The sequence below is a fragment of the Asanoa sp. NPDC049475 genome (genome assembly GCF_040676915.1).
In the GTDB taxonomy this organism is placed as follows: Bacteria; Actinomycetota; Actinomycetes; order Mycobacteriales; family Micromonosporaceae; genus Asanoa.
Window position 1 is genome coordinate 295,225 of sequence record NZ_JBFAPY010000009.1, and the last position, 23,434, is coordinate 318,658.

A 23,434-nucleotide genomic window follows, 5' to 3' on the forward strand; every position below is an offset into this window, starting at 1 on the left:
AAGGGATACAACGTGACAGAACTGGCGACGACCGGCGCGGACCTGTCGCGGCTGCGCGAGCTCAACTCGCTGAGCATCGTGCGTGCGCTGCGTCAGCACCCGCCGTCCACCGTCACCGAGCTGTCGCAGCGCACGGGACTGTCCCGGCCAGCCGTCGACGTCATCGCTCAGGGGCTGGTAACGGACGGCTGGGCCAGCGTGCTCGAGCCCGGGGCCAGCAGCGCGGTCGGGCGGCCGGCACGCCGCTATCAGTTCCGGGCGGACGCCGGCCACGTGCTCGGCGTCGACGTAGGTGCGCACAAGATACTGGCTCTGCTGGCCGATCTCGACGGCAACATCCTGCGCACGGTGCGGCACGCCGTCTCGCCCGATGCGGGACCCGACGAGCGGCTGGCCGAGCTCGACAGCGTGATCAACGCGTGCGTGTCGGAGGCCGGCAAGTCGTTCGGCGACATCTGGGCGGTGACGGTCGCGGTCACCGGTGCGGTGGACGCGTCGGGTCAGACCAGCTTCTTCACCCCCCTACCTGGTTGGCAGCAGGTCAACCTGGCCAGCCATCTCGGCGCCCGGTTCACCTGCCCGATCCTTGTCGAGAACGACTGTAAGTTGGCGGCGTTGGCCGAGCGTTGGAAAGGCGCGGCCCGCGACGCGGACGACATCGTCTACATCCTCGGCGGCATGCGTACCGGCGCCGGCTTGATCATCGATGGGGTCCTGCGCCGGGGTTTTGGTGGCGCCGCGGGCGAGATCGGTGCGCTGAAGCAGGTGAAGTGGCTCAACGCGCCGGCGCACCTGCAGAACTGCGCGGGCGTCCCGTCGACGGTGAGCCCGGACGACGCGGCGGCGTGGGTCTTCAACGCCGCCCGCGACGGGAATCGGGCGGCGCGAGCGGCGGTCAACCGCTACGTCAAGGACCTGGCGGTGGGGGCCGCGGCGCTCGTGCTCACCCTGGACCCGCAGGTGGTCGTCTTCGGCGGCGGCTTCTCGCGGTCGGCGGACCTCGTGCTGGACCCGCTGCGCAACGAGCTCGCCCGGCTGTGCATCCGGTTGCCGGAAGTCCGCGCCTCAACGCTCGGCGCGGACTCCGTGGCTCTCGGTGCGTTGAAGCTGTCGCTCCAGGAGGTGGACGACCGGCTGCTCAGCGCGGGCCTCTCGGCGCCGGTGGCGCCCCGCCGCCAGTGACGGTCAGCCCCACTGGCCGGGCTGGTAGTCGCCGGCGGGCTGCTGGGTGATGACGTTCACCCGGTTGAAGGTGTTGATGATGGCGATCGTCAGCACGAGGGACGCCAGCTGGTCGTCGTCGTAGTGCTTGGCCGCGTTGGCCCAGGCCTCGTCCGTGACCCCACCGCCGGCGTCGGCGATGCGGGTGCCCTGCTCGGCGAGCTCGAGCGCGGCCCGCTCGGCGTCGGTGAACACGGTGGCCTCGCGCCAGGCGGCGACCAGGTGCAGCCGGAGGGCGGTCTCACCGGCGGCCGCGGCGTCTTTCGTATGCATGTCGACGCAGACCCCACAGCCGTTGATCTGACTGGCCCGCAGGCGGACGAGCTCCTGCGTCGCGGCGGGCAGGGTCGAGTCGGCAGCCGCCTTGCCGGCGGACGAGAGGTACTTGAACGCCTTGGCCGCGACCGGGCTACCGAACATGTTCAAACGAGCTTCCATGGTGCGCACTCCTGTGCCGTGGGGTTGATGCCTACCCCCATCCGACGAGAGCGCTCGCGCAAATGTGAGGCGACCTAAGCACGGTGCCGACCGACGACGCCGGTCTCTGGTCGGTCGATCGCCGCCGCGCGGTCGTTGGCCGTCACCGGGCTTTCGCTGTCGGCTCGATCGTTCGTAGCCGGCCGATCCACGGCCACCACACGGCCGTTGGCCCCTGCCGGACTTTCGGCTCCGGCTCGCTCGTTGGCCGAGACCCAGTCCGGCCCTTCGGACGGGTTCGCGGCTTGGGTTTCCGCCTCGGCTTCCGCCAGGTCCGTCGGGGCCTCCGCCGCCGCGCGGGTCCAGGGGGACGGTGGCTCGGTCGGCTCGTCGGCCGGTGGCGGTGCGGCCAGCGGCGGGAGGTGCACCCGGGCGTCGACCGCTTCGGCCAGCAGCAGGGCGGCCGCGAAGCTGCTCGGGCGGGCCGCCGGGTCTGGGTCCAAACAGGACAGGCAGATGTCGGCGACCTCCGCCGGCAGGCCCGGGATCACCGGCAGTTGCGGTGGCACTACCGGCGGGGCCGCGACCCGGCGTCCTGACATGAGCAGCGGTGGGAACGGAAGCCGTCCGGAGAGGCAGAGGAAGAGCAGGACGCCGAGCGCGTACATGTCGCTGGCGGGGGCCGCCGGCAGGCCGCGGAAGCGCTCGGGTGCGATGAACGCCGGCGTGCCGACGATCGCGCCGTCGGAGTGGCCGTCGGTGCTGCCCGCCGTGATGGAGATGCCGAAGTCGAGGACCTTGACGCCGTACGGGGTCAGCACGACGTTCGCCGGTTTGACGTCCCGGTGCACGAGCCCGGCCAGGTGCGCGGCGGCGAGCGCGGCGCTGACCTCGGCGCAGACCCGCACCGCGATCTGCCAGTCGAGGGCGCCGGCCCGCAGGTGCTTGGCGAGCGTCTCACCCTCGGCGAGCTCCATGACGATGTAGCGCATCTCCGGGCCCTCGGGGACGCTCCAGACGCCGATGTCGAACACCTCGGCGATGTTCGGGTGACCCAGCGCCGCCACGGACCGGGCTTCCGCCAGCACCACCTCGTCGGGTGACGCGGCGTCCCCGGCGATCACCTTGACCGCGACCGGCCGGCCGAGCGTCTCGTCGCGACCGCGCCACACCTCGGAGGCACCGCCGATCGCGATCCGGCGCTCGAGCCGGTATCGGTCGTTGAGACGCCGCTCCTCGTTCATCGCAGACAAGAGCTACCCAGCCATCGGAGACAGAAAACCCTCAGGAAATGGTCGCGAAGACGATGACGTTGTCGAGATAGTTGTGGGCCTTCGCGTCGAACTTGCCGCCGCACGTGACCAGGCGCAGACCGGCTCGCTCGTTCGGGCCGTACACGAGGTCGGTGGGGAACTTGTTCTTCGGGTACGCCTTGACGCCGTCGACGATGAAGTTCACCCGACTGCCGTCCTTGCGCTTGATCATGATTGTGTCGTTCTTGCGCAGCTCGCCCAGGCGGAAGAAGACCGCGGTGTTCTCCTTGGTCGTCACGTGTCCGACGACCACCGCGTTGCCGATCTCGCCGGGCGAGGCGCCCAGGGAGTACCACCCGGCCATCTCGGCCTTGTCCAACGGCGGGACCTGGAGCGTGTCGTCCTCGTTGAGGCCGAGATTCATGATCTTGGCCTTCACGCCGATCCGGCTGATGTGGATCGAAGCGGGCTCCGAGCGCGCGAGCTGGGCGGGTTCGGCGGTCTTGGTGGCCTGGGCGGTCGCACTGCCGGTCGGTGCCGGGACGGGATCGAACATCGGTGCGTCCGCGGCGGCCGGCTGCGGCGGGGTGGGCGTCTCGCTGAAGGACGCGCCGACCAGGCCCGCTCCGGCCAGGGCTGTCACGGCGACGAGGACGGCGCCGGCGGCGCGCCACAGTTTGTCGTGGCGGCCGCCGGTTTTCCCCGTCGTGAAATCAGGCCAGCGAGCCATCGGTCCGGCGACGACGCAGGAGAACGAGCCCACCGAGCGACGCCGCGCCCAGCAGGGTGCCGCCCGCGGTGAAGAGCTTGACGTCGGTGCTGCTGCCACCAGCGCCGCCGTCGACCCAACCCTTGGGAGCGTCGCACTCCTTCGCGTCCTCGCCACCGCCCGGCTTGCCGTGCTCGTCGGCCTTGGCCGATTCGGGCTTGCCCTTGGCTTCGTCGCCCGGCTTGGCCTCGGCACCCGGCTTGGCCTCGTCGCCCGGCTTGCCGTGCTCGCCACCCGCGGCCGCGCACGCCTGCGGCCAGTCGTGGCTGCCGGGCTCGTCCGCCATCGCGACGCCGGGCGCGATGAGCAGCGCCGCACCGCCGAGCGCGGCGGTAGCGATGACCTTGCCCAAGAACTTCTTCGACATGATTCGATGTACCTTCCCTTGCCCAGTGCCCCTTTTGCCCGACGAAAGTCGAGCCATGACCGACACTAACCCGTCTGCGAAGTTTGTTCCCTTTTGATCGGTGAACTTCACTTTTGCCGCTTGTGGGACTGGAGTTGTGTTACGGACACGCGGGACAGGAGGTGCAGAAAGGGCCCGTTGCGCTCTGAAAAGCGCCAAAAGGTGGGGTTTGCGCCAAGGGTTGGAGGCTCCTCGCGCGAGGATTTCGCCCGCCGGCACTCCTCGGGCGGGCGCAGTGCGCGGCTCCGCAAGCCCGGCGCGGCCAGCAGCTTCTCCGCTAATGCTGCGATGTCGCCTCAGGCCACAATGGCGTCTCGTCCGCGGTGGACCGGGTGAGGTCCGGCGTCGTCGAGCATGGCGTCAGCGAAGTCCGTGCCCCACAGGTCCCGCACCGCGCAGCTGTGGCCAGGGCACGTTCAGTCGACCGTCCCCGGTGGATCGTCGGGCGGCGGCTCCGTGTGCCGGCGCAGGCCTTCGCGCTCGCGCGAGTGCCGGTCGAAGCGGCGCATGGCGTCTGCCACCCGCGCGTCGTCGGCACCGGCGATCGGCTCGCCCATCAGCTTCGCCGCGATCGCCTTCGGATCCAAGGCGTCCACGATCATCGAGTGTAGGCAGGGCCACCGGTCGGTGCGACCGGCGGCCCGCTCGCCCTCAGGCCGGCAGGGTCCAGCGCTGGTTGGCTACGCCTGCGCAGTCCCAGATCTGGATCTGGGTGCCGTCGGCTGTGCCGCCCCCCGCCACGTCGAGGCAGCGGCCCGACTGTGGGTTGACCAGCGAGCCGTTGGTGCCCGATCGCCAGACCTGGGCGCCCGTGCCGTTGCAGCCCCAGAGTTGCACGACCGTGCCGTTGGCGGTGCCGCTCGAGCGCACGTCCAGGCACTTGCCGAGGCCGCGGATCGTGCCGTCCGCGCCGATCGTCCAGCGCTGCGCGCCCGTGCCGTTGCAGCCCCAGATATGGATCTTCGTGCCGTCGGCCGTACCGCTGGCGTTGATGTCCAGGCACTTGTTCGTCGCCGCGCTGACCACCTGGCCGGTGCGACCCCCGCCCGGGATCGAGACGCCGAACCGCTGCTGCGCCTTCTCGAAACCGGCGAAGCCCAGGCCGGATCCCGCGACCCGCGTGGTGGTGCCGCGCGCGGTCACGGTGCCGTCGCCGCGGTCCAGGTAGACCGGGCCGCCGCTGTCGCCGGGACGCGCGGCGATCTGGCCGTCGAGCTGCGTGGCCTCCCACAGCCGCTGGGAGTCCGTGCCCTCGAACCGGACCTGGAGGTTGCAGATCTGCCCGCCGACCGTGTTCGCGCTGGTGTAGCCCGACTGGCACAGCCGCTCACCGACGAAGGGCGCACCGCCGCCGGTGACCGTGAGCTGCTGGTTGCTGTTGCCGCCGCCCACGTAGATGCGGTTGCTCACCGCGTTGCTCGGGATGACCAGCACGTCGTACGTGTTGTCGTCGCCGCCGATGGTGCCGATGAGCTCGCCGGCGCCGTCGGTGATCCGGTTGCCCGGCTCGCCACAGTGGCCGGCGGTCAGGACGGCCGGGCCGCTCGGAGTGTTGACGCCGTAGCCGGCGGTGCAGCCGGCGCCGATGCTCGTGTTGATGATGCGGGCACCGCCCGACCATGGCGTGGTGTCGTCACCGCGCGACACGGGCGTCAGCCGGTCCTCGACGCTGAGGGTGACCGGCACGTCGACCGCCGCGAGGGTACGGGCACGGACGGCGTCCACCTTGACGATCAGGCCCGAGCCGTCGGGTCGCGCCTTGATGCCGTGGAAACCGGGGTCTGAGCGCAGTCGCGCCTCCAGCGTCGCGGACGCGGCCAGCAGCTCCACCTTGGAGTGCGCGGCGCTCGCTACGCGTACCGGCGCGATGGTCCTGGCCCGCGCGATGGCGGTGGCCACCGAAGCCGGCACGGCGCCCTTCCACCACACGGTCACCGACTTCTCCTCGATGACGATGGACGCGAGGCCGGAGGACGGGGAGGCGGCCGCGCGGACCACCGTCGCGGCCTCGATCAACGGCAGCTGGGAGCGGCCTTCGGAAGCCTGAGCGGGCGCGGCGGCGCCGAGCACCAGGACAAAAGCCAGGGCCGCGATTCTTCGTGAGGTCATGGGCGTGGCTCACTCCTTCGACGAGCGGGGACGGTCGCTCTGCCGGTCTTTGTCGCACCGGACCCGGCGCGGCGGCAACCGTCGGAATTCCGCGCCTTGACCGGTCGCACGCCGGTCCGTATGGTGCCGCGCCCGTCAGCGCCAGTCCCAGGCGATCCCCAGCACGCCGGAGTCCACGCCGGACGCGATGAGGTGCACGGCGTGGTGCCGGCTCAGCGCCAGCCCGCCGATCACGTGCCGCTGGTCGGCCAGGTCGAACTGGGCGAACGCGTGCGTGCCGGCCGGCAGCGCGGCGGGGTGGAACTGCACCTCCAGCAGGCACTGCTCGGCCGGATAGCGGAAACCGAACGCGAACTCGGAGCACCGGGCCGCGCCCGGGTCGACCAGCCGGCTCTCGAACACCCAGGTGTCGCCGGCCCGCAGGGCCTCCTCGAAGACGAGCTCGTAGACCATCGCCGGTGCGGACCCGTGCACGAGCCGGCGGCCCAGGCGGCAGTTGCGCACTGCCTGGGTGCGCACGAGGTGCGGGTCGCAACCGCGGTCGCCGTACAAGCGGGCCACGTAGCGGTCGACGCCGTCCCGCAGCGCCCGGATCGCGGTGCGGACCCAGAGCGCCGCGAACCGCCCCTCGTCGTCGACGTCGACCCGCTGTTGGACGCTGACCAGCTCGAGGTCGTCGGCACGGGAGTCGGCCACGGCGTCGAGCAGCTCGGCGACGGGACCGATGTCCGCGAGGCCTTTCCGCACGCACGACAACCGGGAAAGCGCCCCGGGCGGCAGCGAGAGCACGTCTTCGAGAGCGGCCACTGTGGACTCATTGCCGGGACGGCACCGTCCGGTCTGCCAGTCGCTGAGGCTGGAGAGTGCGATGGAGACGCCGCGCCGCGCGAGATGCGCCCGCACCCGGTCGAGGGTCAGCCCACGGTCGCGGATCGCCTTCCGCAGCGCCAGGTGGAAGGGCCCGGTGTAGAGCACGCGGGACGCATCGATGTCGGTCAGTGTACAACCGGACCGGGCCTCCGCGTGGAGACCCGGTCCGGCCGCCGTTACTGGGACAGCTCGGCCACCTGGTCGGCGGTGAGCCGCAGTGCCGCCCCACGGACCGCGGCGGCCCCGGCCGGCGGGTCGGCCGGACGCCGCGTGTGCCAGTCGGTGACCGCCTGGTACGCCGCCACGACCGAGAAGAGCCGGTCCTCCGCATACGGCAGACCGCCCAGGATCGTGCCGATCGGCACACCGGCGGCCGTGAAGCCGATCGGGAAGGCGATCTCCGGCAGGCCGATGATGTCGAACGGGACCGGGCCCGTCTGGAGCACGACGTCGCACTTGTCGAAGATCTGGTCCAGCACCCGCTCCAGCAGCAGCACCTTGGCCCGCTGCCCGGTCAGGAATTCGTTGCCGCCGAACAGCGCGCCCTGCAGCCACCCTGTCAACGAGACGCCGAAACCGCGCAGGTCGTCACGCAGGTACGGCATGAACGGCTCGCTGCGCTCGGGCAGCCGCACGTTGTTGAAGGTGTTGCCGGTGAGCAGGTTCCACTCGTCCGGCAGCGGCACCTCGACCACGGTGGCGCCGGGAATCGCGGCCAGCGCGGCCAGGAACGCCTGGCGGGCCAGGGCGGTCGCCGACGTGCCGGTCGCGAAACCCGGCGGCACGCCGATCCGGGTGTTCCACCGCAGCTTGACCGAGCCGCGGTGGCGGACCGGCGTGGCCGCGTCGATCAGGTTCGGCACGTCCGGCAGGCCCTGCGTACGCGGGTCCTCCGGGTCCTCGCCCGCCATCGCCGTCAACATGATCGCGGCGTCCTTGGCGTCGCGCGCCAGCGGGCCGGGATGGTCACGGGTGTACGTCAGCGGGATGATCCCGTGCAGCGACACCCGGCCCATCGTCGGCTTGATGCCGGTCAGGTTCTGCGCGTTGGACGGCGCGGTGATCGATCCGCCCGTCTGGGTGCCGATGCCCGAGGTCACCATCCGGCCGGCGACCGCGGTGGCGGTGCCGGTCGACGAGCCGCCGGGGTCCTGGTTCGGGTTGGTCGGCGTCCACGCGTTGACCGTGGTGACCACACCGTCCGGAGTGGTCGCCCGCGTGGTGGCCAGCGGACCCATCTGCGTCTTGCCTACCACGATCCCGCCGGCCGCCTTGAGCCGCGCCACAGCCGTGGCGTCGAACGGCGGCACGAAGTCCTTGAACAGGAAGGAGTTCGCGGTGGTGTGCACCCCGGCGGTGTAGTAGTTGTCCTTGATGGCCAGTGGGATGCCTTCCAGCGCACCGCGACCGGGCCGCCGGCCGACAGCCGACCGCGCCTGCTCCGCCAGGACCAAGTTGAACGCCTTGTACGTGCCGTCGAACGCGGCGATCCGCGCCAGGTAGGCCTCGAGCAGTTCCTCCGGCCGCAGCCGCCGCTCCCGGATGAGCCACGCGGCCTCGGCGATGGTGAGCTCGGTCGGGTCGTCGAACGACTCCGGCCGTACGAACGCGTTCGGGTTGTCGAGACCTGGCTTCCTGGCGCCGGTCGCGCGGGCCACGGCGGGCAGTGCGACCGCACCCGCGGTGGTGACGGCCGCCAGGGCCGCGGTGCGGGCCAGGAAGGCCCGGCGGTCGACGGTACGGTCCGCGGGCTCCACGCTCATCACTTGCTCCACTCGGTGCTGATCGACGGGTAGAGCAGCGGCGCGGGCTGCTGCGACAGCGCGCGGGCGACAACGGGGTCGGTGCCGGCCGGCGCGGGCAACTGGTAGGCGGCGATCGCGGTGATCGTGCCCCGGACGAAGGACCGCAGCGAGGCCAGCACGGAGTCGCGTCCGGGCGCGCCGGTCTCCGGGTCGTCGGCGGTGCCCGGCGGCAACTGGTCGAGGTCGATTCCGAGGGAGGCAAGCCGGGTCCGGATGAACACATCCAGCTCGGCATCGGTCGGCGGGGTGGGCGCCATTGGCTCTCCTTGCACCGATGAATAGGTGAGAGCCAATCTGCGATCCGCCGATCACGGTACGATTACGCCAAGATCACGGCGCGGTGAATCGGTAAGGGGTCAGAGCACTGTGGTCACTGTCCGTCCCCACGCAGGAAGTCGAGCATGACCGACAGTGTCCGCTCTGGATCCTCGAAGCGGGCCGCGTGTCCGCCGGGCACCTCGACCAACCGGGCGCCGGCGATGCCGTCGGCGATCTCTCGTGAGTGGACCGGCGCCACGCACCGGTCCCCCGCGGCGACGACCACCAACGTCGGTGCCGTGACCCGGCCGAGGTCCGCCCGCACGTCGAGGCGCCCGCCGAGGTCCGTCTGGGCCACGGTGCCCGGGGCCGGGTCCGCGGTCAGCACCGCCGCGTACTGGCCGATCTGCTCGTCGGTCAGCCTCGCCAGGAACTCCTCGCCGAACGACATCCCGACCAGCAGCTTGCCCAGGTCGGCGTCGCCGCGCGCGAACATGGCACCCCAGAGCTCCAGGTTGAGCCGCAGGGTCGGCCGCGCCCGGGCGAAGCCGACGACGCTGACCAGCCTCGTGACCCGCGAAGGATGCCGGGCGGCCCCGGTGATCGCGATCGGGGCGCCGAGCGACGCGCCGCCGAGCGCGAACGTGTCCAGCCCGGCGGCGAGGGCGGTGGCGACCACCCGGTCGGCGAGGTCGGCCACGTCCAACGACGCCGCCGGCGGAGTGTCTCCGGAGCCCGGCAGGCTCGGCAGGACGACCGTGTGCCGGGCCGCGAGACCGTCCAGCACCGTGCCCCAGCTCTTCGCTCCGGTGCTGCCCGTGCCGTGCACGAGAACGAGGCCAGGGCCGGTGCCGCGCACGTCGTACGAAAGAGGTTCGATCACTTCTGAAACGTAGAGTCGCTAATCGCGTCGCGTACCCCGATTCCCGTAGAATTCCGCGGGGCGGAACGCTCATTGATTTATCTTCATCTTTTCGTAGTTAACGTTTACTCAAATAGCATCGCGCTCGGCTATGGGCTAGGAATGGTGACGTGAAATCCGATCCACCGGTTGCCGAAGTTCTGTCCGGCACCCAGGCCATGGTCCGGTTGGTCGCCGACCAGCTTCGCGCGGACGCCGCCGCCACTCTCGACACGGCCGCCCTGGTGTCGGGCTATCCGGGCTCGCCGTTGGGTGGCTTCGACCAGGAGCTCGCCCGCGTCCGCAAACAGTGGACCGACCTCGACGTGGTGCACGAGTCCGCGCAGAACGAGGAGCTCGGCGCGACGGCGGTCTGGGGCAGCCAGCTCGCGCCGCTGCTGCCCAATCCACGCCGGCAGGGCGTGCTCGGCGTCTGGTACGGCAAAGCCCCCGGCGTCGACCGGGCCGCGGACGCGTTGCGGCACGGCAACTTCACCGGCGCGCATCCGCTCGGCGGCCTGCTCGCACTGTGCGGCGACGACCCGACCAACAAGTCGTCGACGCTGCCGTCCGCGAGCGAGACCCTGCTCGCCGCGCTGGGCATGCCCGTCTTCCAGCCGTCGGACGTGCAGGAGATCCTCGACCTCGGGCGCCACGCGATCGGCGCGTCGCGGGCCAGCGGGCTCTGGGCGGCGCTGAAGCTGACGACGCAGGTGGCCGACGCGGTCGAGTCGGTGATCGCGGGTCCCGACCGGGTCAAGCCGGTCGCGCCGACGGTGCTGCACGAGGGCCGGCCCTACGTGCACCGGCCCAGCGCCGACGTGCTCGGCCAGGCGTCGCTCGACAAGGAGGCGACGCTGCAGGGGCCGCGGTTGGCGCTGCTGCTCGGCTACCTGCGGAACAACGGACTCAACCGCGTCGTGCACAGCTCGCCGGACGACCGGATCGGGCTGGTCGCGTCGGGCTCGGCCTATCTGGAGCTCCGGGACGCGCTGCGCCGCCTCGGGCTGGCCGACGCCGGGCGGGGCATCCGCCTGCTCAAGCTCGACGTCGTGTGGCCGCTGGAGCCCGACGCGATCCGCGGGTTCGCACAGGGGCTCGAGGAGATCCTGGTCGTCGAGGAGAAGGGGCCGTTCGTCGAGACCGGGATCAGAGACCTGTTGTACGACCTGGAGCGGCGTCCCGTCGTGCGGGGGAAGCGGGACGAGAGCGGCGCTCCCCTGCTGCCGACCGGCGGCGGGCTCGACAGCGACACGATCGCGACGGCCGTCGCCGCCCGGCTGCGGCGGCTCGGCATGCTGCCCGACGCGGCACCGGTGCGTCAGCGGACGGTCCGCACCGCGCTGCCGATGCTGGCTTCGCGTTCGCCGTTCTACTGCTCGGGCTGCCCGCACAACCTCTCGACCGCCGCGCCGCAGGACGCCCTCGTCGGTGCCGGCATCGGCTGCCACACGATGGTGCTCCTGCACCCGGAGCGGCGCGACCAGGTGGTCAGTGCGACCCAGATGGGCGGCGAGGGTGCGCAGTGGATCGGGCAGGCGCCGTTCGTCGAGGCCGGGCACATCTTCCAGAACATGGGCGATGGCACGTTCCACCATTCCGGCTCGCTTGCCGTGCGGGCGTCGGTGGCGGCCGGCACCAACATCACGTACAAGCTGCTCTACAACTCGGCGGTCGCGATGACCGGCGGCCAGGAGGTGCGGCCGGCGCTGTCGGTGCCGGACCTGACCCGGTGGCTGGCGGCCGAGGGCGTCCGCCGGGTGATCGTCACCACCGACGAACCCCAGCGCTACCGGGGCGTACGCCTGGCCAGCATCGCCGAGGTGCGCGACCGCACCGACCTGATGCGCGCCCAGGAGGAGCTCGCCGCGACGCCCGGTGTCACCGTGCTCGTGCACGACCAGCAGTGCGCCGCGGAGAAGCGGCGGCTGCGCGGCCGCGGCGACCTGCCCACGCCGACCCGGCGGATCATGATCAACGAGCGGGTGTGCGAGGGCTGCGGCGACTGCGGTCACAAGTCCCAGTGCCTGTCGGTGCGGCCGGTGGACACGGAGTTCGGCCGCAAGACCCAGATCCACCAGTCGTCCTGCAACGCCGACTACTCGTGCGTGCACGGCGACTGCCCGGCCTTCGTCGACGTGACAGTCGCCGCGCCGGTCGCCCGCCGGCCTTTGGCGCCCCCGGCCGTCGCGGATCCCACCGCGCCGGTGTCTTCGGACGCGACGATCCGGTTCGTCGGCATCGGCGGCACCGGCGTGGTCACCGCGGCCCGGCTGCTCAGCACGGCGGCGCACCTGGACGGGCGGCACGTGCGTGGTCTCGACCAGACCGGCCTGGCCCAGAAGGGCGGCCCGGTGGTCTCCGACGTGCGCATCCACGCGGACGACCGGCCGCGCTCCAACCGGGCCGCGCGCGGCGGCGCGGACGTCTACCTCGCGCTCGACCTGCTCGGCGCGACGGCGCCCGACAACCTGGCCGTGCTCTCCGCGGAGCGTACGGTCGCCGTGGTCTCGACCAGCGCGGTGCCGACCGGCGCCATGGTCATCTCGCCGGCGCAGCGGTTCCCGGAGCTGGAGGCGTTGGTCGGCGCCATCGACGCGCGCACCGACCAGGACCGCAACGTCTACCTCGACGCCGAGTCGCTGGCCGAGCGGCTCTTCGGCGACGGCATGCCGGCCAACCTGATCGTGCTGGGCGCCGCCTGGCAGCGCGGCCTGCTGCCGGTCTCCCGGGCGTCGCTGGAGCGGGCCGTCCGCGAGAACACCCGGAACGCGGACTCGTCGCTGGCGGCGTTCGGCTGGGGGCGCGCGGTCGTCGCCGACCCGGACGCGGTGCGCGCCGCGTTGGCACCGGCACCCCGCGTCGAGCCCGCACCCGACCCCGCCGTGGCCGACCTCGTCGCGCGGGTCGACACGGCCTCCGACCCCGAGCTCGCCCGGCTGCTGAGGATCCGGGTGGCGGAGCTGATCGCCTACCAGAACGCCGGGTACGCGCGGCGGTACGTCGACCAGGTCGCCCGCGTGCGCGAACGGGAGACGGCCCTGGGCACCGACGGCGGGCTGACCCGGGCCGTGGCCCGGCAGCTCCACCGGCTGATGGCCTACAAGGACGAGTACGAGGTGGCCCGGCTCAGCCTCGACCCCGCCCTCGACGAGGCGGTCGCCGCGGAGTTCGGTGCGGGCGCGCGCTACGCGTACAAGCTGCATCCTCCGGTGTTCCGAGCCCTCGGCATGCGCCGAAAGCTGACCCTGGGCCGCTGGTTCCGGCCGGCGTTCGTGGCCCTGCGCGCGCTGAGGCCGGTTCGCGGCACGCCGTTCGACGTGTTCGGCTACGCCCGGGTCCGCCGGCTGGAGCGTTCCTTGCTGGCCGAGTACGAGGCGGTCGTGGCGGACCTGGTCGCCGGGCTCACTCCGGCTCGCCATGCCCTGGCCGTGGAGATCGCCGAGCTGCCCGACCAGGTTCGCGGGTACGAGGACGTCAAGGTCGGAAACGCCGAGCGGTACCGCACCGAGCTGGCCACCCTTCGCGCCCGCTGGGCGGCCGAGGAAGGCGTTCTGGCGACGCGTTAGCATTCCCCGATTTTGATCATCAATATCTGGCGAGCGGTCATGCGACGCCTTGTCGGCGCGGTGATGATGGGTCTGGTCGTGCTGGGTGCCGCGGCGTGCGGGTCCGACGGCGGGAAGGCCGACGCGGCGGCGCCGTCGTCGTCCGCGGCGGCGCCGAGTGCCACCGCCGGCGGTTCCGACGGGACCGAGGCGGCGTGCAGGGAGGCCGTCGAGATGGGCGAGGCGGCCACGAAGGTCTTCACCACGAAGACCGAGGAGCTCCAGGCACTGGCCATCAGCGGCGGCGAGGACAAGACCGCCTGCGCCTGATCGACGACACGTCGCGGGTCCGTCACCGAGAGTATCGGCAGCGGGTCTCGGCTTACGGAGCGTGCTGAAACGCCCAGACGGGCCGAGACCGTCCCGCGCCTGGTCAGGGCCGCGTCAAGATGCGAGTTCCCCTCTCGCCAGCCTCAGGAACCTGGGTTACGGTGAGGCTCCTGCCCCCGATCCCCCCGGGAACTATGACTCTCTGTAAGGAAGCCGCAGACGCAGCCCCGCACGTCATAGAGGTCGGCGCCATCAAGCCGGCCCTGGTCCGTGCGGCGAGGCTGTTCGCCGAAACGGTTCTGGTCCCCACCAGCCTGCTCTACATCCTGTTGCACACCGCCGGCCTCCTGCCGGCGCTGCTGTCGGTCCTCGGCTGGTGCACGATCACGGTGGCGATCCGCTGGATCTCCGGCCGCCACCTGCCGGGCACACTGCTGGTCTGTGCCGGCTCGCTGTGCGCTCGCGCGAGCGTCGCGCTGGCGCTGTCCAGCGCCCTGGTCTACTTCGTGCAGCCGGTGATCGGCTCGCTCTTCATGGCGGCCCTGTTCCTCGGCAGCGCGCTGCTCGGCCGGCCCATCACCCAACGCCTGGCCCGCGACTTCGTCGCGCTGCCGGTGCAACTGCGCGATCACTCCGGCCTGAACCGGGTCTTCGCCCAGACAGCGGCGCTGTGGGGCCTCGGCCGGCTGATCGACGCCGGGATGAGCATCGGCTTCCTGCACATGGGCGTCGACTTCGCCATCCTGTCGCGCGGGGTGTTCAGCACCGCGCTCACGATCCTGTTCGTCGGCATCTGCGCGGCCTGGGGCATCCGCAGCCTGCGCCGCATGCCGGACGTGACCTTCCGCTTCGGCCGGGGACCAGCACCAGCCTGACCCCCGCAAAGCGGCCCCGCCGCGTCGCGGCGCCCACCGCGTTGCGGCCTGACCGAACGCGGCCCCTCCCGCCGCGTTGCGCCCTAACGCCTTGCGGCCTGAACCGAACATCGGCGGCACCGCGCTGGCCGGCGGCTCCGGCACGGTCATCGGTGCGCTGCTCGGCAGGTTCGTGCTGGACCTGAACCTCCACGTTGGACAGCGAAGGTTCTGGGACTACCCGGCGACAACGGCCCCGCGAAGTCCAAGCTGATGAACGTGATCTGCGGGGTGCGGGCCGACTCCGATTAACGTACGGACGTGCCTAGTCAGGCGCTCTTGTCCGGGCCGTCCTTTTTGCGAGGCGGCCCCTGCTTGGCCTGCGGCTGGTCGAGGTCCTCGCCGGCTTTGAGGCTCTTGAGGTCCTTGAGCACGGACTTCAACAGAATGGCATCGGTCTTCGACGTCTTCTCCTGGCCTTCTTCTGGCCCGGCCATGTGGTCCTCCCTCGAGGGGTTTTCCGAGCCGCATACCCGGATGACGACGCGCCATGCCGGACGACGCGATCACTCCGCGCGTTGCGTGACGCGTTCGCGGTGACCGGCGATCACGTCCGTGGTCGCGGCCGCCAGTGCGAGCACCATGAAGCCGATCGTCACGTACAGGCCGGTTCGGAAGGCCTCTTCGAAGTTGCCGCCTGTGGTGGCCAGGCGGCTGAAGAAGACCGCGCCGATCGCCGCGATGCCGATGGCCGAGCCGATGCGTTGGCCGGTCTGGAGGACACCGCCGGCGCTGCCCGCTTCGGCCACCGGCACCTGGCTCAGCGTGAGGTTCTGGTTCGGGCTGATGACCAGGCCGCTGCCGATGCCGGCGCAGAGCAGGGGCAGCGCGGTCGCGAAGCCCGCGCCACGGCCCTGGACGAAGTGCAGCGCCAGGAGCACCAGGGACAGGCCGCCGATCACCATGCACAGGCCCGTGACGACCAGGGCCCGGCCGTAGCGGTTGACGATCCGGCCGCCGAGCAGCGCGCCCGACGCCGAGCCTAGGGCGAACGGGGTCACCGTCAGGCCCGCCTCCAGGGCCGAATAGCGCAGTCCGTTCTGGAGGAACAGCGTGAAGATGAAGAAGGTCGTGGTGAAGCCGGCGAAGTAGGCCAGGGCCAGCAACGATCCCAGCGCGAACGAACGCCGTTGGAACAGCCGCAGGTCGACCAGGGGCGACGCGCGGCGGTGCATCTGCAGACGCTCCCAGCCGACGAACAGGCCGAGCACCGCCAGCCCGGCCAGGATCAGGATCCAGACGATCGGACCGTGCCACTGCCGCTCCTGTACGAGCGGCAGCAGCACCAACGCGACCCCCGCGCCGAGCAGCGCGACGCCGATCGGGTCGACGCCCCGCCGGGGTGCCTCCTCGCCGGTGTGGCCGGGGATCCACCGCGTGCCGAGCACGATCGCGACGATGCCGACCGGGATGTTGATGTAGAAGATCCAGCGCCAGCCGGCCTCGTTGCCCGCGATGGCGATGATCGCGCCGCCGAGCAGCGGGCCGAGGGCGGTGGAGATGCCGATCGTCGCACCGAGCGCCCCGAACGGCTTGCCGCGCTCGGCTGGCTTGAACATCTGCTGGACGAGGCCGGAGACCTGCGGGTTGACCACGCCGGCCGACGCGCCCTGGACGAGGCGCGCGCAGATCAGCCACAGCTCGCTGTCGGCCAGCCCGGCGGCCGCGCTGGCCGCGGTGAAGCCGGCCAACCCGACGACGAACAGCCGGCGCCGGCCGTGCGCGTCGCCGAAGCGTCCCGCGGGCACGAGCACCAGGCCGAAGGCGAGCGCGTACCCGGAGAGCACCCACTGCAGGCCGCCTGAGCTGAGGCCCAGGTCGGTCTGGATCGACGGCAGCGCGACGTTGACGATGCTGACGTCGAGGAGGGTCATGAACGCCGCGATCAGGGCGACCGTCATGGCCCGCCACCGAGCGTCTACCGCGCGCATTTTCTGGACATTACGGCACAACGCGCCGTCAACGGTCGGCGAACGTGTCGTAGACCAGCAAAGTCACGTGGCCGGTGACCAGGACCAGGAAACCGGCCAGCAGGAGCGGGTTTAGAGACTCTCCATGCCGGTAGTCACCAGCGTCCGTCACGCGCGGTCGTCGAGCTCGTCCTCCCATTCCCGGCGCAGCACCGCGGGGACGTCCTCGCGCAGGGCGTCGCGTACCAGCGTCAGCTCCTCGGGTGTCAGCGGGAAAGCCGGGAACGCCCTGCCGACCGCGGCGGCGAACGCCGAGCCACGTCGGGCCAGCGCCGGTGCGGCCGTCACGTAGGCGGCGACGTACGGCGTGACCAGCTCGCGCTGCGACAGCGTCCAGAGACCCTCGGCCAGCGCCCGGAACCGGCTGACGGAGACGTCGGGGTCCTGCGTCATCGCCGACCAGGCCGCCGCTTTCGCCTCGGCGGTCGGGCGCGCCGCCAGCGCGGTGATCGCGCCCAGGTCGCCGTCCGCCGTGCCGTCGCGCAGCCGTTCGGCTTCGATCTCCGCCGCGTCGATGCCGCCGAGCTCGGCCAGCCGGCGCACGACCGCCCAGCGCAGGGCCGGATCGAGCGCGAGACCCTGGTCGGTGGCGTCCGCCGCCAGCCAACGCCGCAACAACGCGCTGTCGCTCGTGCTCCAGGCCAGGCCGTTGGCCAGGGCGACGGCGCGCTGCTCGTCCAGCTCACCGCCCGGCGCGCACGCCGCGGCGACCACCTCGAGCGCGGCCGGCACGTCCGCGGGCGGCAGTGCCCGGCGCACCATGTCCTTGAGCGTGCGGTCGAGGGCGGCGGCGACCAGGGTGGACGAGGTCTCGCGCGGGAGCTGGCGGGCCAGCAGGTCGAGGTGCGCCGCGGGCGGCACCTGGTCGAGCAGCGCCGCCCACAGCACCGCCCGCACCAGCGGATCTTCGATGGCGGCCAGGTCGCGCACGATGACGTCGTACGACAAGGGGTCGAGCTCGATCCTCGCGAAGGTCTCGCCGTGCGCGTTGGGCACCACGACCAGGCCGGCCCACTCGGGCAGCTCCACCGGCTCGTCGGTCAGGTCCACCAGTCGTTCGCCGACGGGCTCCAAGGACGGGGTGTACGCGGCGACGGTGAAGCGGTGCGGCCGGACGCCGTCGCGGGTCAGCACCGGGATGTCGCCTTCCCGCGTGACCCGGACCGTGTCGTGGCCGGACCGGCGCAGCCACACCTCGGCCCAGGCGCGCACGTCCCGCGGCGAGGCGGCGTCGAGCGCCGACAGCAGGTCCTCCAGCGTCGCGTTGGCGAACCGGTGTCGGGTCAGGTGCGCGTTGACGCCGGCCAGGAAGTCGGTTCGACCCAGCCAGGTCACCAGCTGGCGGAGGGCGGCGTTGCCCTTGCCGTACGAGATGCGGTCGAAGATCGTGGTTCCGGTGTCGACGTCGGGCACGTCCTGCGCGTTCGGCGCCACCGGGTGGGTGGACCGGCGGCGGTCGGCGAGGTACGCGCCCGGCTTGTAGGCGGCCTCGAACGAGACGCGGGTGCCGGCGTACCCGGCCGTGAACTCGGCGACCTCGAAGCCCATGTAGTCGGCGAACGACTCGTTGAGCCAGGCGTCCTCCCACCACACCGGGGAGACCAGGTCGGCGAACCACATGTGCGACATCTCGTGCGCGACCACCATCGCGCGGCGGCGGCGGTTGTCGTCGGTGACGCGGCCGCGCGGCAGCATGAGCTCGTTCCACGTGACGCAGCCGGGGCATTCCATCGCGCCCCAGTTGAGGTCGGGCACGAAGACCTGGTCGTACGAGTCGAACGGGAACGGCTCGGTGAAGATCTCGGCGTAGTGGTCGAAGCAGACCTCGGTGACCCGGCGGAGCTCGGCGGCGTCGCGGTCCAGCTCCTTCGCCAGTGAGCGTCGCGCGTGCCAGCCCATCGGCAGGCCGCGGTGCTCCCATTCGACGGAGTGGTACGGGCCGGCCGCGACCGCCAGCAGGTCGCACGGGATCTTCGGCGTGGTGGCGAACTCGAACCGGCCCTGATCGGCCTTCGTGAGCCGCCCGTTCGACAAGACCGTCCACTCTGGATCGGCCAGGACGGTCACCGTGATCGGCGCCTTGAGGTCGAGCTGGTCGAAGCAGGCGAACAGGCGCTGGGTGATGTCGAGGCCGAGATAGGCGCCGACGTAGCGTTCGCCGTCCACCGGGTCGGTGAAGGTGTGCATGCCTTCGCCGTCGGTGACGTAGCGCAGCCGCGCGTCGACGACGACCTCGTGGGTGCCCGGGGCCAGGCCTTCCAGTTGGATCCGTTTCTTGTCGTACGGCGGCGCTATGGTCCTGCCATCGAGCTTCACATCGATCGATGTGGCCTGGTGGAGCTCGAGAAAGGTGTCGCCGCCGCTGGTGTGGAAGCGCACGGCGACCTGGCTGCGGAAGTCGTCCGGGGAGGTGACGTCGAGGGTGAGGTCATAGGAGACGTCGGAGAGCATGGCGGCCCGGGCGCGGGCCTCGTTCAGGGTGAGCGACACCCCGTCAGGCTATGCCGACACCTGGTCTGGTCCACTGCGGCACCGGGCGACCGGAACGCGGCCCTACGACTCGTCCGCGCTTACGCCTAGATAACAGCCGCAGATCAGCCCGGTGTCGAGCGGAGGCCGTCCACGACCGTGCGGCGGGTGGCCAGCAACGCGGGGATGGCGGTCAGGGCCGCCAGGGCGAACAGCACTCCGAAAGCCGTGGCGAGCAGCCACGACACGGGTGGTTCCCGCACGGCGTCACGGCTGACGAGCATCAGCAGGCCGATGCCCGCCGGGATTCCCGCGGCCACGCCGGGCAGCGCCGGAAGGAGTTGGGCCACCGCCAGGCCCAGTACCGCCTGGGCTGGCGTGGCACCCAGCGTTCGGGCGACCGCCAGCGGGTGCCGGGCGTCCAGGACCGCGGTCCAGGTGCTCACGATGGCGTTGATGAGCGCCAGGATCGTCAGCACGACCATGACGACCAGCAGCGCCTGGTCCTGCCGCTCGGCCCGGGGGTTGGCGAGGTCCGTGAAGCCCAGGTCGAAGTCCGGCTCCGGCCTGATGTTGAGCATGAGGGTCCCGACGATCGCCGTCGTGGTGATCAGGGTGTTCACCGCGACCAGGCGGGCTCGGCGCGGCCGGCGGGCGTTGATCCGGACCCCGATCAACAGGGCCGCGGGGAGGCGACGGGACAGCCGGATGCGCCATCGTCGGCGCCGCGGGGGCGTGGCCGCGTCGGCCAGGGCGTGGACCGTGCTCGTGGCCGCCGCGCGGACCACCGGCACCACGGTCGCCGCGACCGCGATGGCCAGCGCGAAGGCCGTCACCACGACCACCGTGCGCAGCGCGGGTGGCCCGGCGTTGATCGAGCCGATCAGGCCGGCGCTCGGGCGGATCAGCACGGGTGTGAGGAGCCAGCCCGCCGCGAGGCCCGTGCCGGCGGCGGCCAGCCCGATCACCAGGTACTCGGCCAGGTGGACGGCCGCGATCATGGTCGGTCCGGCTCCGACCGCTTTGAGGAGGCCCACCCGGCGGCGCTGACCGATGATCCGGCCCGCGACGATCGCCGCGACGCCCGCCAGGGCCAGGCCGCTGAGCAGCCAGCTTCCGACGAGCAGCGTCGTACGCGCGTCGCCGTACAGCCGGCTGTTGAGGGTGTCGATCTCCTGCCACGTCGTGAGTTGGTCGCCGACGCGATAGCCCGCGACGGCGGCCGGGTCGGTGAGCTTGAGGTTGAGCGTGTACGACAGCGGCTGGCCGCCCGCCAGCGTGGCCAGGTCACCGGCGTCGACCCAGACCAGGCCGCCGCGCTCGACCAGGATGCTGCCCGCGTAGTGCCAGCCGGCGTACGGGTAGGTCGCCCGCGCGGCGGTGACCGCCGTCCCGGTCACCCGCAGCGAAACGCCGTCGATGCTGACCGGGTCGCCGGTGCGGATGCCCAGGGCGTCGGCGAACGCCCGCTCGACCACGACACCGCCCGGTCGCACCCAGGTGCCGTCGGTCACCGCCGGCCGGTTCACCGAGACCGGCGCGGTGTCCCGGCCCTCGACGACGACGTGCGCGGTGACCCCGCCCGCGGTCATCGTCAGGTAGGCGATCGGAAATGGTCCACTGTGGTCGGCGACCCCGGCGGCGGTCGCGCGGGGCGCGAGCGAGTCCAGCGCGGCCTGGCCGGTGGCCCGGGGCGTCATGACCACGTCCGGGCCGGCGGTGGCGGCGCGGGTCTGCTCGTACGGCCGGGCGGCCACGTCGTTCAGGGTGAGACCGACGGTCAGCGTGGCGGTCGCGGCGCTGACGGCGACCAGGAGCAGCACCGTCTCGGCCCGGCGGCGGCGCAGGTCCCGGACCAACAGCCGGCAGACCAGCAGGAGGCGACCGACCACGTCAACGACGCCCGTCGTAGACGGTGCCAACGAGCCTGGTGTCGTCAGCGAAGCTGCCGTCGCGCATCGCGATCACCCGGTCCGCGACCGCGGCGATGCGGGCGTCGTGGGTGACCACCACGAGCGTCTGACCCCTGGAGTGCAGCTCGTCGAACAGCCGCAGCACCTCGAGCGTGGCCGCGCTGTCGAGGTTGCCGGTGGGCTCGTCGGCCAGCACGACCAGTGGCTCGTTGCTCAGCGCGCGGGCGATCGCGACCCGCTGGCGCTGCCCGCCGGACAGGGCCGAGGGCAGGTGCGCGGCGCGGTCGGCGAGGCCGACCCGGTCGAGGAGATACATCGCCCGCCTGCGCGCCCGGCCCGGCGACCGGCCGGCCAGCAGCGCGGCCAGCTCGACGTTCTCCACCGCCGTGAGCTCGTCCATGAGGTGGAACGACTGGAAGACGAAACCCACGTCGTCGCGGCGCAGTCGGGCCAGTGAACGTTCGCTCATCGTGTCGATCCGGTGCTCGCCCAGCCACACCTGGCCCTCGGTCGGGCGTTGCAGCCCGCCGAGCAGGTGCAGCAGCGTGGACTTGCCGCAGCCGCTCGGACCCATGATCGCCAACGTCTGCCCGGTGGGGACGTCCAGGTCGACCTCGTCGACGGCGCGCACCAGCGTGTTGTGCGAACCGTACCGTTTGGTCAGCCCGCGGGCCCGCAGCGCCATCATGACGACCACGTCCGCTCGCACGCCTCGAGCCATTCCAGATCGGCCCGCAGCCGCAGCACGACGCCCTCCAGCAGCAGACCCGCGACCGGGTCGACCGACCGGTCCAGCGCCGCGCGTTGGGCGTCGCGCAGCCGGCGCATGACCTCGCGCCGTTGCGCGTCGACCAGCGCCACGGGATCGGCCAACCGGCCGGCCGCGGCGGCCACGAGCTTGAGGTGGAACTCCGCGAGGTCCGGCTTCGGCCAGCTCACCTCGGCCAGCCAGCCCGCGACCCGCTGCTCCCCCGCCGGCGTCAGGGCGTAGACCCGGCGGTCGGGCCGGTCCGGCAGGCCCTCGTCGTGCTCCGAGGTCACGAGCCCGGCCTTGGCCAGGCGGGCCAGCGCGACGTAGATCTGCCCCGCGTTCATCGCCTCGCCGAGCGGGCCGAGCGCGTCCCGCATGCGGGCGCGCAGGTCATACCCGTACGCCGGCTCCTTGGCCAGCATGGCCAACACCACGTCCTGCACCGCTAATAGATAGCGGGTAGCTATGGCAGTGTCAACCTACGCGCGGAGCCGGTCACGCACCCAGGACGGATCGGGGTTGACGTGTGACTGGCCGTCGACCTCGACGGTCGGAACGGTCTCGTTGCCGCCGGTGATCGCCCGAACCGCCGCCGCACCCTCCGGATCGGCCCAGATGTTGACCCAGTGCGCCCGGCGCCCCTGACGACCGAGTCGGAGCCGCAGCCGCTGGCAGTAGGTGCACCCCGGACGCCAATAGATCACCGGCCGCCCGTCCAGCCTGCTGCGTTGCCGTGCGTCCGCCGCTCCGCCGGAGCGGGGAAAGGCCAGCGGCGACCACACGAAGGCCAGGGCCGCGAACACGACGATCTCGACCACGGCCACCGCGGTCGAGCCGCCCGCGAGTGACGCGCCCACCGCGAACACGCCGATGGCCAGGGCCAGGCCGGTCAAGCGCCAACTTCGCAACACCCCGCCACGGTACGCCGGCCCCGCCACTCACCTGGGTTCGTGGTCCGCGATCTCGTCGATCACCAGCAGGTCCGCGCGGTGCTCGCCCGACCGGTACGCGACCCGCCCGATCATGTGCGCGGCCACCGGAGCCGTGGTCAGTGCGAACACTCCGATCAGCACCAGCGTCGTGATGTCGACCGTGTTGCGGAAGCGCAGCGCGCATCCGAGCAGCACCAGCAGCAGGCCGAGGACCTGCGGCTTGGTCGCCGCGTGCATGCGCGACAGGACGTCCGGGAACCTCGTCAGCCCGATCCCGGCCGCCAGGCTGAACAGCGCCCCGGCGATCAGGCACGCCGAGGCCGCGACGTCTAGGGCGCTCACCGATCGGTCCGCACGAAGCGGGCCACGCCGACCGAGCCGGTGAAGCCGAGGATCGACAGCACCACCAGCACCGGCAGGGCCGTCGCGTCCAGCGTGTATGCCGCCTCCGTGGCGACCCCGGCCACGATGATGGCCAGCAGCACGTCGGTGGCGACGACGCGGTCCAGGATGGACGGTCCACGGACCGCGCGGACGAGGGCGAGCAGCGCGGCGGCCGAGAGGATGACGGTCACGGCGATGGAGACAGCGGTCATGG

Annotated in this window: 25 protein-coding genes; 5 read left to right on the forward strand and 20 right to left on the reverse strand. The window is 71.9% G+C overall.

The features are described from left to right. Positions 1-12: 12 nt before the first annotated feature. The gene (locus AB0J88_RS33455) at positions 13-1,182 is read left to right on the forward strand and encodes an ROK family protein (protein WP_364361135.1); all 1,170 of its coding nucleotides are present in this window, start codon (positions 13-15) and stop codon (positions 1,180-1,182) included. 3 nt (positions 1,183-1,185) lie between these two features. Here the strand turns inward: AB0J88_RS33455 and AB0J88_RS33460 are convergent, their stop codons facing one another. The 10 genes from AB0J88_RS33460 to AB0J88_RS33505 all read right to left on the reverse strand — a co-directional run bounded on the left by AB0J88_RS33460 (position 1,186) and on the right by AB0J88_RS33505 (position 9,991). Next, a complete protein-coding gene (locus tag AB0J88_RS33460) occupies positions 1,186-1,659 on the reverse strand; it encodes a carboxymuconolactone decarboxylase family protein (protein WP_364361137.1) in 474 nt (157 codons plus the stop codon). A 74-nt stretch (positions 1,660-1,733) separates the two neighbouring features. Continuing rightward, positions 1,734-2,882, reverse strand: a complete 1,149-nt coding sequence (locus AB0J88_RS33465; protein ID WP_364361139.1) for a serine/threonine-protein kinase — start codon at positions 2,880-2,882, stop codon at positions 1,734-1,736. A gap of 40 nt (positions 2,883-2,922) precedes the next feature. Beyond that, a complete protein-coding gene (locus AB0J88_RS33470; RefSeq protein ID WP_364361294.1) occupies positions 2,923-3,621 on the reverse strand; it encodes a class F sortase in 699 nt (232 codons plus the stop codon). Next, positions 3,605-4,027, reverse strand: a complete 423-nt coding sequence (locus tag AB0J88_RS33475) for a hypothetical protein (RefSeq protein WP_364361141.1) — start codon at positions 4,025-4,027, stop codon at positions 3,605-3,607. Before AB0J88_RS33475 ends, AB0J88_RS33470 begins: the two co-directional genes overlap by 17 nt. A 455-nt stretch (positions 4,028-4,482) precedes the next feature. Beyond that, positions 4,483-4,662 (reverse strand): hypothetical protein, encoded by a 180-nt coding sequence (locus AB0J88_RS33480; RefSeq protein WP_364361143.1) that lies wholly within the window; start codon positions 4,660-4,662, stop codon positions 4,483-4,485. A gap of 55 nt (positions 4,663-4,717) precedes the next feature. Next, on the reverse strand, positions 4,718-6,175 hold the full coding sequence (locus AB0J88_RS33485; RefSeq protein ID WP_364361145.1) for an RICIN domain-containing protein: 1,458 nt from the start codon (positions 6,173-6,175) through the stop codon (positions 4,718-4,720). Positions 6,176-6,310: 135 nt separating this feature from the next. Further along, complete coding sequence (locus AB0J88_RS33490) at positions 6,311-7,150, reverse strand: hypothetical protein (protein WP_364361147.1); 840 nt, start codon at positions 7,148-7,150, stop codon at positions 6,311-6,313. Between the two features lie 71 nt (positions 7,151-7,221). Next, the gene (locus AB0J88_RS33495; RefSeq protein ID WP_364361149.1) at positions 7,222-8,808 is read right to left on the reverse strand and encodes an amidase; all 1,587 of its coding nucleotides are present in this window, start codon (positions 8,806-8,808) and stop codon (positions 7,222-7,224) included. Further along, the gene (locus tag AB0J88_RS33500; RefSeq protein WP_364361151.1) at positions 8,808-9,107 is read right to left on the reverse strand and encodes a hypothetical protein; all 300 of its coding nucleotides are present in this window, start codon (positions 9,105-9,107) and stop codon (positions 8,808-8,810) included. The genes AB0J88_RS33495 and AB0J88_RS33500 overlap by 1 nt, the downstream gene beginning before the upstream one ends. 113 nt (positions 9,108-9,220) lie before the next feature. Then, positions 9,221-9,991, reverse strand: coding sequence for an alpha/beta hydrolase (locus AB0J88_RS33505; RefSeq protein ID WP_364361153.1), 771 nt, complete (start codon positions 9,989-9,991; stop codon positions 9,221-9,223). Between the two features lie 149 nt (positions 9,992-10,140). Between AB0J88_RS33505 and AB0J88_RS33510 the strand changes: the two genes are divergently transcribed. From AB0J88_RS33510 to AB0J88_RS33525, 4 genes are all read left to right on the forward strand, one after another. After that, positions 10,141-13,578: an indolepyruvate ferredoxin oxidoreductase family protein gene (locus AB0J88_RS33510; protein WP_364361155.1), complete on the forward strand. Its 3,438-nt coding sequence runs from the start codon at positions 10,141-10,143 to the stop codon at positions 13,576-13,578. Positions 13,579-13,617: 39 nt separating this feature from the next. Next, on the forward strand, positions 13,618-13,887 hold the full coding sequence (locus AB0J88_RS33515; RefSeq protein WP_364361157.1) for a hypothetical protein: 270 nt from the start codon (positions 13,618-13,620) through the stop codon (positions 13,885-13,887). A gap of 194 nt (positions 13,888-14,081) precedes the next feature. Continuing rightward, positions 14,082-14,762, forward strand: coding sequence for a hypothetical protein (locus AB0J88_RS33520; protein WP_364361159.1), 681 nt, complete (start codon positions 14,082-14,084; stop codon positions 14,760-14,762). A gap of 91 nt (positions 14,763-14,853) precedes the next feature. Beyond that, on the forward strand, positions 14,854-15,015 hold the full coding sequence (locus tag AB0J88_RS33525) for a hypothetical protein (protein WP_364361161.1): 162 nt from the start codon (positions 14,854-14,856) through the stop codon (positions 15,013-15,015). A 55-nt stretch (positions 15,016-15,070) separates the two neighbouring features. On the opposite strand, the gene AB0J88_RS33530 is transcribed toward AB0J88_RS33525, so the two are convergent. From AB0J88_RS33530 to AB0J88_RS33575, 10 genes are all read right to left on the reverse strand, one after another. Beyond that, positions 15,071-15,238: a hypothetical protein gene (locus AB0J88_RS33530; protein WP_364361163.1), complete on the reverse strand. Its 168-nt coding sequence runs from the start codon at positions 15,236-15,238 to the stop codon at positions 15,071-15,073. Positions 15,239-15,307: 69 nt separating this feature from the next. After that, complete coding sequence (locus tag AB0J88_RS33535; RefSeq protein ID WP_364361165.1) at positions 15,308-16,732, reverse strand: MFS transporter; 1,425 nt, start codon at positions 16,730-16,732, stop codon at positions 15,308-15,310. A 28-nt stretch (positions 16,733-16,760) separates the two neighbouring features. Continuing rightward, positions 16,761-16,883 carry a hypothetical protein gene (locus AB0J88_RS33540; protein ID WP_364361167.1) on the reverse strand — a complete coding sequence of 41 codons (123 nt, stop codon included), beginning with the start codon at positions 16,881-16,883 and terminating at the stop codon, positions 16,761-16,763. Further along, positions 16,880-19,261: an aminopeptidase N gene (pepN, locus tag AB0J88_RS33545; RefSeq protein WP_364361169.1), complete on the reverse strand. Its 2,382-nt coding sequence runs from the start codon at positions 19,259-19,261 to the stop codon at positions 16,880-16,882. The genes AB0J88_RS33540 and pepN overlap by 4 nt, the downstream gene beginning before the upstream one ends. A 104-nt stretch (positions 19,262-19,365) precedes the next feature. Further along, positions 19,366-21,132, reverse strand: coding sequence for an FtsX-like permease family protein (locus AB0J88_RS33550; protein ID WP_364361171.1), 1,767 nt, complete (start codon positions 21,130-21,132; stop codon positions 19,366-19,368). A gap of 1 nt (position 21,133) precedes the next feature. Next, positions 21,134-21,862, reverse strand: a complete 729-nt coding sequence (locus AB0J88_RS33555; RefSeq protein WP_364361173.1) for an ABC transporter ATP-binding protein — start codon at positions 21,860-21,862, stop codon at positions 21,134-21,136. After that, positions 21,838-22,347: a PadR family transcriptional regulator gene (locus AB0J88_RS33560; RefSeq protein WP_364361175.1), complete on the reverse strand. Its 510-nt coding sequence runs from the start codon at positions 22,345-22,347 to the stop codon at positions 21,838-21,840. Before AB0J88_RS33560 ends, AB0J88_RS33555 begins: the two co-directional genes overlap by 25 nt. 36 nt (positions 22,348-22,383) lie before the next feature. Beyond that, positions 22,384-22,815: a glutaredoxin domain-containing protein gene (locus AB0J88_RS33565; protein ID WP_364361177.1), complete on the reverse strand. Its 432-nt coding sequence runs from the start codon at positions 22,813-22,815 to the stop codon at positions 22,384-22,386. A gap of 27 nt (positions 22,816-22,842) precedes the next feature. After that, positions 22,843-23,178, reverse strand: coding sequence for a monovalent cation/H(+) antiporter subunit G (mnhG, locus tag AB0J88_RS33570; protein ID WP_364361179.1), 336 nt, complete (start codon positions 23,176-23,178; stop codon positions 22,843-22,845). Next, positions 23,175-23,432 carry a monovalent cation/H+ antiporter complex subunit F gene (locus tag AB0J88_RS33575; RefSeq protein ID WP_364361181.1) on the reverse strand — a complete coding sequence of 86 codons (258 nt, stop codon included), beginning with the start codon at positions 23,430-23,432 and terminating at the stop codon, positions 23,175-23,177. Before AB0J88_RS33575 ends, mnhG begins: the two co-directional genes overlap by 4 nt. Between the last annotated feature and the right edge of the window lie 2 nt (positions 23,433-23,434).

Bases quoted from the DNA above. Each gene is read 5' to 3' on its own strand.
- AB0J88_RS33460 (WP_364361137.1), bottom strand. From the start codon at position 1,659: ATGGAAGCTCGTTTGAACATGTTCGGTAGCCCGGTCGCGGCCAAGGCG.
- AB0J88_RS33465 (WP_364361139.1), bottom strand. From the start codon at position 2,882: ATGAACGAGGAGCGGCGTCTCAACGACCGATACCGGCTCGAGCGCCGG.
- AB0J88_RS33470 (WP_364361294.1), bottom strand. From the start codon at position 3,621: ATGGCTCGCTGGCCTGATTTCACGACGGGGAAAACCGGCGGCCGCCAC.
- AB0J88_RS33475 (WP_364361141.1), bottom strand. From the start codon at position 4,027: ATGTCGAAGAAGTTCTTGGGCAAGGTCATCGCTACCGCCGCGCTCGGC.
- AB0J88_RS33485 (WP_364361145.1), bottom strand. From the start codon at position 6,175: ATGACCTCACGAAGAATCGCGGCCCTGGCTTTTGTCCTGGTGCTCGGC.
- AB0J88_RS33495 (WP_364361149.1), bottom strand. From the start codon at position 8,808: ATGAGCGTGGAGCCCGCGGACCGTACCGTCGACCGCCGGGCCTTCCTG.
- AB0J88_RS33500 (WP_364361151.1), bottom strand. From the start codon at position 9,107: ATGGCGCCCACCCCGCCGACCGATGCCGAGCTGGATGTGTTCATCCGG.
- AB0J88_RS33515 (WP_364361157.1), top strand. From the start codon at position 13,618: ATGCGACGCCTTGTCGGCGCGGTGATGATGGGTCTGGTCGTGCTGGGT.
- AB0J88_RS33520 (WP_364361159.1), top strand. From the start codon at position 14,082: ATGACTCTCTGTAAGGAAGCCGCAGACGCAGCCCCGCACGTCATAGAG.
- AB0J88_RS33530 (WP_364361163.1), bottom strand. From the start codon at position 15,238: ATGGCCGGGCCAGAAGAAGGCCAGGAGAAGACGTCGAAGACCGATGCC.
- AB0J88_RS33535 (WP_364361165.1), bottom strand. From the start codon at position 16,732: ATGCGCGCGGTAGACGCTCGGTGGCGGGCCATGACGGTCGCCCTGATC.
- AB0J88_RS33575 (WP_364361181.1), bottom strand. From the start codon at position 23,432: ATGACCGCTGTCTCCATCGCCGTGACCGTCATCCTCTCGGCCGCCGCG.